Below are 12,970 nucleotides of genomic sequence, written 5' to 3'. Positions count from 1 at the left end.
GCGCATCAGAATTTGCTCCCGGCGGTCGGCTTGATTTCGAGGGTGACGCCCTCCTGAATCACGACCACGACGTCCTTCGCCGCGCCGACCTCGACGATCGGCCCCGCCTGACGCGCGAGATCGAGATAGAAATCCGTGAGCTTCTCGGACGATCGCGACAGGCCGCCGGCGATGCCGGCCTGTGCGGCGTCGCCCGCATCGAGCGTGCGCACCGAACCCAGCGCCGAGGTCGAGACGTCACCGACGGTGTTCTGGACCGTATCGGCGACCCCGGTGATGGTGCCGGCGATGAACGCGCGGGCGAGCGCAGCCCCGGCGCGGGTGACGACCTTGCCGGAGAGGCCCTTCTTGCCGTCGGCGTCGACGAAGAAGCCCTTGATGGGCTGGTCGACGACCGAGCGTTCGTCGAAATCGACGCAGGAGAGGCTGACCAACTGGACCTCGACCCGTTCCTTCGCGAGCGACCCGGTGGCGTTGCCGATGACGAAGCAGCCGGCGAGGTTGGCTTTGACGTCATTGGGCAGGACGGCGGGGGCTTGCACCCGCGCGATCAATGGTTCGGGATTGTTGGTCGCATCCCGGCTCGCCAGCGCATCGATCCCGGTGAGGAGCCGCGCCTTCATGAAACCAGGTGGCAAATAGATGGTCCGCGTCTTTTTTTTAGCGGCCTGTGCCCCATCGGCGGCCGCGACCGGGCTGGTCGCGGCGCCGATCGCGCCCACGGTCTTCTCGACCGGCGGGGCCGGAGGCGCGGGCGGCGCGGCAGGCGGTGAGGGCGGCTTCGCGACGGACGGATCGATGTCACCGGTCGCGGGCGGTTCGGGAAAATCGGGAACCGAGCCGGGTATTGCCGGAGGCAGATCGCCGTCGAGCGCATGGGGCGGCGTGCCGGCGCCGGGCACGACCTTGCCTTCCTCGATGGCGGTGACGCGATCGCCGAGCAATTGCTGTCCGTCGAGGATCTTCTGGAGGTCGCCGCGCAGCTTGACCTCGAGGCTGTCGCCGCGAAGCCCCGCGCCCATGTCGAGCTTCGAGCTGGGCGATGGCGCGGCCTGCTCGGTCTTGTTGCCGCTCGCCGTATAGAGGCCGAGCCCCAGCACGCCGATCGCGCCGGCGACGCCAAGCTGCCTTAAGCGCAGCTGCTGGCGTGCGGTCAGCGTTTGCCACCGCGTCTTGAGATCGAGCAGCGCGGGGCCGCGCGTATTCTCGCCAGAACGAGGGCGGTCCGCCTCATAGCCGTCGAGGTCGAGTTCCTCCGCGCGATCGTCAGGACCGCGCCCGCGGGGCCCGCGACCGCCGCGAGAGTCCCCGCCGCTCATTGCCCGGCTCCCCGGCGAACGACGATCAGCCGCGCGGCTTCCCCGGCCTCGATATTGCCCCGGTCGAGCGTGATCGCGAAGATGTTGGCGCCGAGCGCGCCGTCGAGAAAACCGCGTTCGTCGAGCTGCGCGCCGCCAGCGGCAGAGACCAGATATTCCGATGCCGAGAGGCCGGACCCGTCGATCTCGATCCGGCGTCGTTCCTCCAGCGTGGCGCCCGGCAGCGCCCGGAGCCGGATCGGACCTGATCGCGGCGCGACGCTGGTGAAGCTCGCCGGGATCCGGTCCTGGAGCATCGAGAGCGTGATCGAGACCGCCCGTTCTTCTTCGACCAGGGGCCCTAGCAGTTCCTCATTGGCGCGGGCGCGCTGGGGAGCACCGGGCTGGAGCAACACCGTCTGCGCCGGAATGTCCGACGGCTCGGCATAGAGCGCATAGACCGCGCCGTTGCAGGTGATGAAGAATTCGGACGGTACGGTGACGAAGCTGCGCGTCACCATCCCGGCATCGTCGATCTCGCGAACGAGGAACTTGATCCAGGCGTCCGATCCGGCACGCTCGACGGCGATCGCCTTTTCGGCCGAAAACCTGACGTCCTCGATTTCGCCGCCCGCGCAGACGACATGGTTGATGTCGCGATTGGACAGGCGAATGGTGCTGGTTTGATCGGGCAGCGCGGTGACGGTCTGCGCCATTGAGGGCAATGGCGTGGCCAGGAGGGCGAGCGCCAACGCCCGCTTAACGGGGGTTCGCATCGAAATTTTCCTCGGTAAGGGCGGTCAGCCAGAAACGGCCATTGTCGATCACGTAGCGAATCCGCAGATTGCCCCGGAATTTGCGGATCACGCCGCCGATCACCCGGACCTTCTCGACCGGCACGAGTATCTCGGTCCGGGTCCAGGTCACGGGCTGATCGGGACGGATGTAGGTCGCGATCGAGAGCGTGGGGTTGTTGGCCAGTTCGTCGAGCAGCCGGTTGAGGCTGTCGCGCAGGCTGTTGTAGGTGGACGGATGCGTGATGCTCAGCAGTTCCTGGAACTGCCGGTCGGCCGAGTAGGCTGAATAGGTTCCCGAAAGCGACACGACATTGCGAGTCATCGAGCGCAGATAGGCCTCGGACGGCTCGCCGCCCGTGACATAGAGGTCGCCGCCCGCGCCGAAGGGGACGATGACCGTCCGGGTGTTCTGGTTGGAGGTGTAGATCACCATGCCCAGCACCGCCGTGATACCGAACAGGCCGATGACGGCGAGCTTCAGCAGTCGGTTCTCCTCGAACAGGTTGCTCGCTCCCTGCAGGTAGCGGTGGATGCCATAGCTGCCGGGCTTGCCGATCAGCGGATCGCGTGGGGGTGTGTCGGGGGATTTGCGTCCGAACATGGCCCGCCTCACTCGTAGAACCGGGTCTGGGTCGGACCCGGATAGTTGGACCAGCGGACAAGCCCCCAGCGCCAGGCCATGTGCGGGATGAAGCCGCGCGGCTTGGTGCGGAGCCAGGGAACGAAAAGGAGAAGACCCGCGACGAGCGCCCAACCGAGCATCCCGCCCACGATCACGGCGACGAAGATCACCGTGATCACGAGCACGAACTCGTCCGATCCAAACCACAGGATCTGGACAGGTTTGTGCAGATATTGGGGTAGCCGCTCGTCCACGAGCCTTCTCCTCCTTGCGTCGTGACCTCCCTGCGAAGCTGGTTGAACTTCGGGGGTTGTCCCGCCAGTGCGCCTCATGCGCCCTGGCCCGTTGAGGTCCGCCGACCGCGCCCAGGCGCGGCGGCGGACCAATCCGTCAGATGACCATTCCGAATGTCTGGAGGATCGAGTCCGCCTTGATCAGGCAGACGGCCGCCACGATGGTCGGGATGCCGATCATGATGTTCGAGAAGAGCCTGCTCACGCCGAACAGGAAGGCCGCGACGCCGCCGACGAAGCCGAGCGGGCCTTTGACCCCTTGATTGACCACGATATCGTAGATGTCGTAGCCGAGGTCGCCGGCCGCCGGCGCCGAGAAGGCGTGAGCCCCACCGGCCCCGAGCAGCGCGAGCAGGGTTACGGGAATGCCGACATTGGCGATTGAGGCGGATTGTCTGCCGAGTGTTTTCAACATGCACTTGCTCCAGGGAAGATGGGCCGCTCCGGGGACTGCTTGCCGGCATCGATGAGGATCGCTGTCGGCCGACGGCGAGGCTGGACGGCCCGGTTCGGGTCCCGCCGCCGGCATTGGGATTTGCGCGGCAGCGGCAGGGCCGATGCACCGCGCGTTCGCGATGTGAGGAGCCGGAAGGCGATCAGCGGCCGGCATTGGCGAGCGCCTTCTTACCGTCGAGGAACGCCTCGATCTCGGCCTGCCGGAAACCGGAAATCATCTGTCCGTCCGCGATCAGGGTTGGCGTGCCGGTGATGCCGGTCTTGCCGACGATTCCTGCATGCGCCTCGACCCTGGCCTTACCTTCCGCGCATGTGCGCAAAGGCGTGGGCGCGGCTCCGGCGTAGATCGCCTTGAACGCCGCTTCCTTGTCCGGGGAGCAAAGGACATGCTCGGCCTTGGCGGCGGCCTCGGCGTGGATGCCGGAGACGAAGAAGATCAGGCGCCGTACCGGCTTGCCTTCGGCGGCCTTCGCCGCCCAGAAGCGCTCGAGCGCGCGGCAATAGGGACAATCGGGATCGGTGAATTCGACAACCGTGGGCGCGCCCGCCGGACCGATGGCGAGAGCCATGCCGGTGTCGATCCCGGCGAGTTTCTTCGCTGAAGCGGTGTTCTGCGCCAGCGCGGTGAGGTTCTGGCCGTTGCGGTCGTAGATTTCCGCGAACAGCAGATGTTCGCTGTCAGGCGCATAATAGATGATGCGGCCGCCTGCCGTCGCCTGATAGATCGGGCCCTTGACGGGCGCCGGCCCGAAATCCTCGAATTGCAGATTGACGAATGTCTGCCGCAATTCGCTTTCCGCGTCGCGCGCGGCGGCGGTAAGCGGATCGGCGGCTTGCGCGAACGCCGCGCCTTGAGCGGCAACCAACAGGGGGAGAGCGAGGGTTGTGGCCCCCAACTTACGGATGCGCATGCGAAGTCTCCTGAAGAGTGCTGGCGGGGCGGGAGAGCAGGCGCGCATCGATATGCGTGCCCGTTCCCACCGGGATGTGATCGGCGGTGACGGTTGCGGGCATCGGCTCCGTCCGGTTCGTCGCGGCGGCGCGCAGAACGAACCCATCGACCGTCGCCACCACGATGCGCGGCTGCTCGGCCACCGGCGCGACAACTGTCTGTCGGCCATGTCCGCCGGGTCCGGCACAGGCCGTCGTCGTGACGATCAGTGCGCCCAGGGCAGCCGTCATCGCTTTGGCAATCGGCATCATGCACGACTCCATGCTGGCGCCCCGCGCCATGGTTGATGAATACTTAATGGTCCGAAGTATCAGGTCCGATTCGACTTGAACCCTCGGAACACGATCTGAGTGATTTGAAACGAAGAGGATTGCAACAGGACCCGGCAGCGTAGTGCCTGAAATGGCGATATTAGCCGTAAATATGCGAACTTAGCCTTATAAACTCGCTTTCGGGATCACATGGCCTGATCCGGTGCCGGTTCGACAATGAAGTTCCTGAATGATCCGATGTGGAGGAAACGGGAAATTATCTGCCCATTGCGCGTCAGAAAATAAATATGCTCGCGCATCCGTTGCAAATGAGCAGAAATATTCCTCTAAAATCATCGGCATCTATTCTTGATGCCGACCGCTTCGCGATTCTACCTTCGCCGGATAACCCACAGAGCCCGACGGGCCGAACCGGGGAGGAAGGACATATGGCATCCGATGGAAAATTCGCCGACGTCGACCTGTCGATCTTCAAGGAACTCAAGAAGCTCTCCGGCGAGAAGATCAGGCAGGCGCGAAAGGCGCTCGGTTTGACGCAGCTGGAGGTCGCCACCGAAATGGGCGGAAGCCTGCGCTGGTATCGCGCGATCGAGTCCGGCGATCCGGGGATAAGGCTGGAGGATCATCTGATCGCACTGCTCCGGCTCGGTGCATCGACCGCGCATATCGCGCTGCCTGTCCTCTATGCGGGCCAACGCATGCGGTTCCCGCGGCAACTGATCCACGGCGACCTCGCCTACATCGAGCGCAAGTGCATCGAGGCGATCTCGGACGCGGTGATCACCGGGTTGAAACAGGACCTCTTGCCGGAATGGTCGCGGAACGACGGGAAGGACCGGTCATGAAAATTGACGGTCCGGTTCGGGCGTGACGCTGGGACAGGAGGAAAAGATGGCGATCTTTCATTTCCATGTGAATATCATCAGCCGCGGCGCTGGACGCAGCATCGTCGCGGCCGCGGCCTGGCAAAACAGCTGCCGGCTGTACGATGAGCGCTACGGCCGGTTTTCCAATTTCGCGAACAAGCGGGCGGTCGCCTGGTCGGCGCTGATACTGCCGTCCGGGGCCCCCGCGCAGTGGGAGGATCGCGAGTGTTTCTGGAACGCATTGGCAGCAGCCGAAATCCGCAAGGACGCGCAGCTCGCCAGGCAGTTCGACGTCGCGCTGCCCGATGAACTGGACCTGCCGGCGTCGATCGCGGTCCTGCGGCGTTTCGCCAGCGAGATATTTTGCGTCGCGGGTTTTGCCGCCGACCTGACGCTGATCGAGATGGGCGACACGCCCAGGGGCAAGCGCCACCATGGCTATCTGCTGATACCGACCCGTCCGATCGTTGACGGGCTGTTTGGCCAGAAACCGCGCGAATGGAACAGTCGCGGGAAGCTGCTCGACATCCGTGCCGCTTGGGCGAGGGTCCTGAACGATAAGTTCGCGGCGCTGGGATATGATGTCCGCGTCGATCATCGATCCAATGAAGAACGTGGCATTAAGGCGGCACCGGTTGCGCATATCGGCGTGGCCCGCAAGCGCATCGCGGCGCGCGCCCGGCAAACATCCTGACAACACCTTACGTTGATGAACATCGGTGGCTTTGCTCATCGCCGCTTCTGGCGCCGCACTCAATTCGCTTTAGCTGCCGTCGATTCCGATGCGTTCCCGATCGCCTTGTTGAGCGCGGCATAGCGGGTTGCGAGGCGCCCATTGCTGTCCGCCAGATCGCGCGACGCCTGCAGCATCGTCCGCTGGCTGTCGATGACGTCCAGCCAGGTGATGACCCCGCCCCGATAGCGCGCGGATGCCAGATCGAACGCGGCCCGCGCGCTGTCGAGCCGCGCGGCCAGCATCGCGTTCTGCTGCTGCTCGGCGGTATAGCCATTGAGCGCATCGTCGATCTCTTGCCAGGCCTGAAGCACGGTCTGCTGGTAGGAGACCGCCGCTTCCTTCTGCTCCAGCTCGCGAAGCTGGACGACGCGCTTGCGCCGCCCGCCATCGAACAGCGGCAGGCTGACGCTCGGCCCGATCGACCAGGCGCGGCTCGCCCAGTCGAACAGGTTCTCGGCTCGATAGGATTCGAGGTTGAACCCACCGCCGAGGCGGATGCTCGGATACATGTCCGCTTTGGCGACACCGATATTGGCAGTGACGCTGTGCAACCGGGCTTCTGCCGCGCGGATATCAGGCCGGCACAACGCGATCTCGGAGGGAAGGCCGAGCGCCAGATCGGGCAGCGCGGGCTTGCCGGCATCGGCCACCGGCTTCAGCAGATCGCCTAGGGCGCCGGGCCGTTCCCCCAGCAGCAGGGCGATCTGGTTGGCCTGCGCGGCTTCCTGGGCGAGCAGCGCGGGCAGTTGCGCCTCGATCCCCTGCAATTCGCTACGCTGGCGTTCGAGATCGAAGTGATTGTTAATCCCACCCGTGGTGCGGGCCGAGAGAAGATCGGTGCGTTCCTTGAGCGCCGTGATGTCCTCCCGCGCGAGCGCAATCTTGCGCTGGGTCGCGCGCAGATCGAAATAATTGCGCGCGACGTCGCTGGCAAGGCTGAGCCGGGCATGATCGAGCAGCGCGGCCTGCTGCGCGACGCCCGCATCGGCCGCCTCGAGCGACCGCCGGACCTTGCCCCAAAGGTCGAGCTCCCAGGAGGCGTCGAGCCCGGTCTGGTAGAGCGTGAACGGCTCGCTCAATAGCTTGACCAGGGCATCCCGATCAGAACCTGACGAGGAGCTCGATACCACGTTGAGCAGCCGCGTACTGGCGCCATGTTCGCTCTGGCGCTGGCGCGACACCTGCCCGCTGGCATTGATCTGCGGCAAGCCCTGCACCGCCGCGCTACCACGCTGGACGCGCGCCTGCGCGACGTGCAGCGCGGCGGTCTGGAGGTCCGGGCTCGCGGCGAAACCGCGGCGCACCAGTTCATCCAGCACGGGATCATTGAACGCCCGCCACCAATCGGCAGGCAATGTGGCGTCCGTGCCGATGGCCCCATGCAGGCTGGCGTCGCCGCTGCGCCAACTCGTCCAGTCGGCGGGCGCGGAGGGCGCCGGCTTCGTGAAGTTCGGTCCCATGGTGCAGCCGGCCAGGGCAAGTGCCATCAGGGAAGAAGCAATTGCCTGCCGGATCGGGATGCTAGATGCGGGCGGAATGAAGGGCATGGCGAAAGTCCAGTTCATCAGGCGAGGCGGTTGCGGAAGAGCCATGCGGCGAGCGGCAGGGTAATGGCTGCCACCACCAGCATCGGCACGAAGTCGAGGGCGACATCGGCGAAGACCGCGCCCTCAAGATAGATGCGGCGCACCATATCGATGCCGAAGCGCAGCGGATTGACGTAGGTGATGAGTTGGAGGATCTGCGGCATGTTGCGCACCGGCGTCAGCATGCCCGACAACAGCATCAACGGCATCACCAGCAGGAAGGTATAGAGCATCGCCTGCTGCATGGTGAGCGACAGGGCCGAGATCGACATGCCGATGCCGACACCCGCGGCCGTGAACGTGACGAGCCCCAGATAGAGCAGCCAGTAGGAACCGTTCATCGGAATCTCGAACCAGAAGCGGATGATGAGCAGGATGATGGTCGACTGGATGAGGCCGACGAGGATCGAGGGAATAGCCTTGCCGATCAGGATCTGCATCAGACCCAGCGGCGTCACCAGCAGCTGGTCGAACGTTCCCTGTTCGCGCTCGCGCGCGACGGACAGCGCCGACAGCAGCAGGGTCTGCAAAAAGCTCAGCGCCGCGATCATTGCGGGCATCAGCGTCCAGCGCGATTCCAGGTTCGGATTATACCAGGCCCGCCGCTCGACGGTGATCGGCGGGCTGCCGCCCAACGAGCGGCCATAATCGGCAACGATCGCGCCGATCTGGCCTGCCGCCGCCCCCGCCGTCGAACTGTTGCGGCCATCAAGGATGATCTGGATCGGCGCGGTATCGCCCACGGTCAACCGATGCTCGAAGTCGGACGGGATGCTGATCGCGAGCAGCACCTTGCCGCTGTCGATGAGGTCGCCGATCTGCGCGTTGGACGCGAGCGCCGCCTCGCGCCGGAACACGCCGGTGCCGTCGAGCCGCGCAAGCAATTCGGTGGAGGCGGCGCTACGGCTCTGGTCGACCACCGCATAGGGCACATGGGTCAGGTCGTAGGTCGCGCCATAACCGAACAGCAGGGCCTGCATGAGGGCCGGGGCGAACAGGATCGTGCGGTTGGCGGGATCCTTGACCAGCGCCAGTATCTCCTTGCGGACGAGCGCGAAGGTCTGGGCGAGCCAGGCGATGAAGTCGGCGCCGAGTGTCAGTCCAGCAACGCGCATCAGTCCAGCCTCTTGCGCAAGGTGCGCCCGGTGACGAAGGCCAGCAGGACGCCGTAGGCGGCGAGAATCGCGCAATTCTTGAGGACCATTGGCCAGATCGTCCCGGCGAGGAACAGCGATTTCACCAGCTCCATGAAGTGCGTTGCGGGCAGAAGCTGGCTGACGATCTGGATCACCAGCGGCACATTGCGCAGGTCGAAGACAAAGCCCGACAGCATCATCGCCGGCATGAAGCTCGCCAGCAGCGCCATCTGGCTGGCGGCGAACTGGTTACGGGTCGTTCCCGAGATGAACAGGCCGAGCAGCAGCGCGACGATCAGGTAGAGCAGCGAGGCGACAATGATGACGAGGAGCGAGCCGCGGATCGGCACCTCGAACAGGAAGCGCGCTGATATCAGGCAGACGCCCATATCGATCGCGCCGATCACCACATAGGGCGCAAGCTTGGAGAGCACGAGCTCCAGCGGGCGAACCGGGGTCACGAACAGCGATTCCAACGTGCCGCGCTCCCATTCCCGCGCAATCAGCAGCGAGGTGAGGAACGCGCCGATCAGGGTCATCACCAGCACGAGGAGGCCGGGCACCAGATACCAGGTGCTGACGCCCGCCTCGTTGAACCAGGTGCGCTGCACCAGCGTGATACCGCCTCCCGATCCGCTACCGGATCGATCCATTATATGGCGAGAGGCTGTCTGGATCCCGCCGTTCACATAGCCTTCGATTGCGGACGCTGTCGTCGAATCCGCGCCGTTGACGATAAGCTGTATCCGCGCATCGCCCGCGGCTCGGCGCTGGGAGAAATCGACCGGCACACGCACGATGCCCTCGACCTTATGCGCGCGGATCAGCCTGACGGCCTCGTCCATGCTCGCGGCTGCGACGGGCACGAGATAGGGTGAGCCGCCGATCCCCGCGACCGCTTCCTGAGCGGCGGGGGAGCGATCCTCCAGCACGATCGCGACCGGCGCATCCTTCACGTCGAAGGACAGGCCGTAGCCGAACAGCAAGATGAGCGCGAGCGGCAGCAGCAGACCGACGAACAGGTTGCTCTTGTCGCGCAGGAGCTGGCGCACTTCCTTGCGGGTCAGCGCGATCAGCCGCCTGTGGAAGCCTGAGGCGCTGCTCATGCGGCCACCTTCTCATTGGTTTGGCGGGCACGGTTCTGTTCGACGATGGCGATGAAAGCCTCGTTCATGTCGCTTGCGTCGTCGCCGGCCTGTTCGCGCATCTCGGCAGGCGTTCCGAGCGCGAGCAGTTCGCCGGCATCCTGGATGGCGATGCGGTCACAATATTCCGCTTCTTCCATGAAATGGGTGGTGATGATGATCGTGACGCCGCCCTGCGCCAGGCTGGTGATCGTGCGCCAGAAGGCGCGGCGCGCGAGCGGGTCGATGCCGCTGGTCGGCTCGTCGAGGAAGAGGATGTCGGGCTCGTGCAGCAGCCCCGCCGCCATGGCGAGCCGCTGCTTGTAACCGACCGGCAGGATGCCGCTCTGCGCCGACGCATCAAGATCGAACTGCGCGATCACCGCCTTGACCCGCTCGCGTTTCCGCTCGCCGCGCAGACCATAAGCGCCGGCGAAGAATTCGAGATTCTCCCTGACCGAGAGGTTGCCGTAGAGCGCGAACTTTTGGCTGACATAGCCGATCCGTGCCCGCGCCTTGGCGCGTGCCGTGCGCAGATCGACACCCGCCACCTCGAGATGACCGCTGGTCGCCGGGAGCAGGCCGCACAGCATGCGAAATGTGGTGGTCTTGCCCGCGCCATTGGGGCCGAGCAGCCCGAAGATCTCACCGCGCTGCACGTCGAAGGACGTGCTGGCAACGGCAGTGAAATCGCCGAACTTGCGGACGAGATCCCGCACGACGATCACTGGCCCGTCCCGTTCCCCGGCAGATGGCGACGCGGTTTCGGCCGTACCGTACCGATCCCCGTCTTCCTTGTTCGTGTTCGCATCATCGGCTGCTTGTGCCGGCTCGTTCTCATGCTCGCGCAACAGCAGCATGAAGGCGTCTTCGAGTTCGGCGTCGCGTGGCTGGACCCTTGTGTCGGACAGCAGGTCGGCCAGCGCTGCTTCGTCGCATTGCGGCCTGCGAATGAAATGAACGTCGCCGCCCTTGGGAACCGCATCGATGATCCGGTCCGGTGCATCGATCAGGCGGGCCTGGAGAACCCGCGCGGGCCGATCCGGCAAGGCGTCGGCCACATAACCGAGGCCTTCGGCCCTCTTTCGCAGCGCATCCGGCGGGCCGTCGGCCAGTATCCTGCCGTGATGGAAAACGAAAATCTGCCCGCAGCGCTCGGCTTCGTCCATGTAAGCGGTGCTGACGATGACGCTCAATTGCTCGTCGGCGATGAGCTGGTCGATGATCTTCCACAGGTCCCGGCGCGAGAGCGGATCGACCCCGACGCTCGGCTCGTCGAGCAGCAGCAGGTCGGGCGAGCGCACCAGCGTGCAGGCTAGCCCCAGCTTCTGCTTCATGCCGCCCGACAGCTTGCCCGCCGGCCGGTCGGTGAAGCGCGCCATGTCGGTCATCTCGAGCATCCGGCCGAAGCGCTCGCGGCGCACCTCCTGCGGCACGCCGTGGAGGTCGGCGTAGAGATCGAGATTTTCCTGGACGCTCAGATCCTCGTAGAGGCCGAAGCGCTGAGGCATATAGCTGATGCGGTTCTGCACCGATTGCGGATCGGCGCGCACGTCGATGCCCAGCACATTGAGGCTGCCCTCGTCGGGGCGCAGCAGCCCCGCCATCATTCGCATGAGCGTGGTCTTGCCCGCGCCGTCGGGACCGACGAAGGCGGTCAGCTCGCCCGCGCGGACGGTCAGCGAGATGTCGTCGATCGCATCGAACGGCTTGCCGTCGGGCGCATCGAAGCGTTTTCGCAAGCCCTCGATCGCGACCGTTATGTCGGGCTCGCTCACCGCGCCGCGCCGCCATTGCCGGTATTGATCCGCACCGTCACCGGCTGCCCAAGCCGCAGGCGGTTGGCCTTGTCCTCGACCTGCACCCGGACCTCATAGACGAGGCTGGTCCGCAGTTCCTCGGTTTCGACCGACTTGGGCGTGAATTCGGCGACCGACGAGATATAGCCGATCCTGCCGGGCACCGGTTGATCGGGCATGCTGTCGCTGACCACGCTCGCCGCCATGCCCGGCTTGATGCGGCCAAGGTCGGGCTGGTTCACATAGACCCGCACCCATTTGGGATCAGCGAGGGCGATGGCGAACACCGCCTTCTGCGGCGAGGCCATGTCGCCCGGTTCGAGCAGGCGCGAGCGCACCACCCCATCGACCGGCGCGCGCAGCACGCCCTGGTCGATCCGGTGCTGGAGCAGCGCGACCTGCGCCTGCGCCGCCTTCACCTGGGCTTCACCACCCGCGACATCTTCCGCCCGCGGGCCACGCCGGGCAAGGCGGAGCGCTTCGGCCTGTTCGCGCGCCCTTGCCCGCGCCGCCACTGCCGTCTTGCTGGCATGATCGACATCCTGCGCGCTGACCCCGCGCCCCTGGGTCGAGGCGGCAATGCCGCGAAGACGCGCGAGATCACCTTCCGCGCGCGCCGCCTCGGCTTCCACCGACGTCAGGCGCGCCTGGGCCTGGGCGATTTCCTCCGGCCGGGAGCCATTGCGCAGGCGCAGCAGATTCTGCCGCTGCACCTCGCCCTGGGCTTTGGCTTCCTCGGCCTGCAGGTTGAGCGACACGGTATCGAGCGTGGCCAGGATGCTTCCCGCCTTCACGCTGTCACCTTCCTCCGCCCGCACTTGTGCGATGCGGCCGCTGTCCTCGAACGCGAGCGAAACCTGCCGCACATCGACATTGCCCTGAAGGACAAGTTCGGTCTTGCCGGCATCTTTCCCGCCACACCCACTCAGCGCCAGTCCGGCCATGCCGAGGATACTAAGGGTGCGATTGTGCATGTGACGACTCCGGACGGTGAGGACTGCGGCGAAAAGAATGTTAGTCTAAATCGGATTTA

The 12,970-nt window shown here is 65.4% G+C and carries 14 protein-coding genes; 2 read left to right on the top strand and 12 right to left on the bottom strand.

From position 1 onward, the window contains the following. Positions 1-5: 5 nt before the first annotated feature. The 7 genes from ET21_RS0117080 to ET21_RS0117050 all read right to left on the bottom strand — a co-directional run bounded on the left by ET21_RS0117080 (position 6) and on the right by ET21_RS0117050 (position 4,669). On the bottom strand, positions 6-1,319 hold the full coding sequence (locus tag ET21_RS0117080) for a TraB/VirB10 family protein (protein ID WP_013846822.1): 1,314 nt from the start codon (positions 1,317-1,319) through the stop codon (positions 6-8). Further along, positions 1,316-2,074, bottom strand: coding sequence for a type-F conjugative transfer system secretin TraK (locus ET21_RS0117075; protein ID WP_013846821.1), 759 nt, complete (start codon positions 2,072-2,074; stop codon positions 1,316-1,318). Before ET21_RS0117075 ends, ET21_RS0117080 begins: the two co-directional genes overlap by 4 nt. Next, positions 2,058-2,696, bottom strand: coding sequence for a TraE/TraK family type IV conjugative transfer system protein (locus ET21_RS0117070; protein ID WP_013846820.1), 639 nt, complete (start codon positions 2,694-2,696; stop codon positions 2,058-2,060). Before ET21_RS0117070 ends, ET21_RS0117075 begins: the two co-directional genes overlap by 17 nt. Positions 2,697-2,704: 8 nt before the next feature. Beyond that, complete coding sequence (locus tag ET21_RS0117065; protein ID WP_013846819.1) at positions 2,705-2,971, bottom strand: type IV conjugative transfer system protein TraL; 267 nt, start codon at positions 2,969-2,971, stop codon at positions 2,705-2,707. Between the two features lie 136 nt (positions 2,972-3,107). Next, positions 3,108-3,425, bottom strand: coding sequence for a hypothetical protein (locus tag ET21_RS0117060; RefSeq protein ID WP_013846818.1), 318 nt, complete (start codon positions 3,423-3,425; stop codon positions 3,108-3,110). Positions 3,426-3,606: 181 nt separating this feature from the next. Beyond that, positions 3,607-4,377 carry a DsbC family protein gene (locus tag ET21_RS0117055; RefSeq protein WP_013846817.1) on the bottom strand — a complete coding sequence of 257 codons (771 nt, stop codon included), beginning with the start codon at positions 4,375-4,377 and terminating at the stop codon, positions 3,607-3,609. Then, positions 4,364-4,669 (bottom strand): hypothetical protein, encoded by a 306-nt coding sequence (locus ET21_RS0117050; protein WP_013846816.1) that lies wholly within the window; start codon positions 4,667-4,669, stop codon positions 4,364-4,366. Before ET21_RS0117050 ends, ET21_RS0117055 begins: the two co-directional genes overlap by 14 nt. A gap of 260 nt (positions 4,670-4,929) precedes the next feature. On the opposite strand from ET21_RS0117050, the gene ET21_RS0117040 reads away from it, so the two are divergent. Then, the gene (locus ET21_RS0117040) at positions 4,930-5,535 is read left to right on the top strand and encodes a helix-turn-helix domain-containing protein (RefSeq protein ID WP_233423676.1); all 606 of its coding nucleotides are present in this window, start codon (positions 4,930-4,932) and stop codon (positions 5,533-5,535) included. Positions 5,536-5,581: 46 nt separating this feature from the next. Continuing rightward, positions 5,582-6,250: a MobA/MobL family protein gene (locus ET21_RS0117035; protein ID WP_013846814.1), complete on the top strand. Its 669-nt coding sequence runs from the start codon at positions 5,582-5,584 to the stop codon at positions 6,248-6,250. Positions 6,251-6,309: 59 nt separating this feature from the next. Here the strand turns inward: ET21_RS0117035 and ET21_RS0117030 are convergent, their stop codons facing one another. The 5 genes from ET21_RS0117030 to ET21_RS0117010 form a co-directional block, all read right to left on the bottom strand. Continuing rightward, positions 6,310-7,779, bottom strand: coding sequence for an efflux transporter outer membrane subunit (locus tag ET21_RS0117030; protein WP_232037391.1), 1,470 nt, complete (start codon positions 7,777-7,779; stop codon positions 6,310-6,312). Between the two features lie 77 nt (positions 7,780-7,856). Then, positions 7,857-8,993 (bottom strand): ABC transporter permease, encoded by a 1,137-nt coding sequence (locus ET21_RS0117025; RefSeq protein ID WP_013846812.1) that lies wholly within the window; start codon positions 8,991-8,993, stop codon positions 7,857-7,859. After that, positions 8,993-10,120, bottom strand: a complete 1,128-nt coding sequence (locus ET21_RS0117020) for an ABC transporter permease (protein ID WP_013846811.1) — start codon at positions 10,118-10,120, stop codon at positions 8,993-8,995. The genes ET21_RS0117025 and ET21_RS0117020 overlap by 1 nt, the downstream gene beginning before the upstream one ends. Next, positions 10,117-11,916, bottom strand: a complete 1,800-nt coding sequence (locus ET21_RS0117015; RefSeq protein ID WP_030540629.1) for an ATP-binding cassette domain-containing protein — start codon at positions 11,914-11,916, stop codon at positions 10,117-10,119. Before ET21_RS0117015 ends, ET21_RS0117020 begins: the two co-directional genes overlap by 4 nt. After that, positions 11,913-12,911 carry an HlyD family efflux transporter periplasmic adaptor subunit gene (locus ET21_RS0117010; RefSeq protein WP_013846809.1) on the bottom strand — a complete coding sequence of 333 codons (999 nt, stop codon included), beginning with the start codon at positions 12,909-12,911 and terminating at the stop codon, positions 11,913-11,915. The genes ET21_RS0117015 and ET21_RS0117010 overlap by 4 nt, the downstream gene beginning before the upstream one ends. Positions 12,912-12,970 lie beyond the last annotated feature (59 nt).

The sequence above is a fragment of the Sphingobium sp. DC-2 genome (assembly GCF_000722555.1).
GTDB lineage: Bacteria > Pseudomonadota > Alphaproteobacteria > Sphingomonadales > Sphingomonadaceae > Sphingobium > Sphingobium quisquiliarum.
The sequence above is the reverse complement of the archived record's forward strand: the minus strand, read 5'-3'. Positions and strand labels throughout refer to the sequence as shown.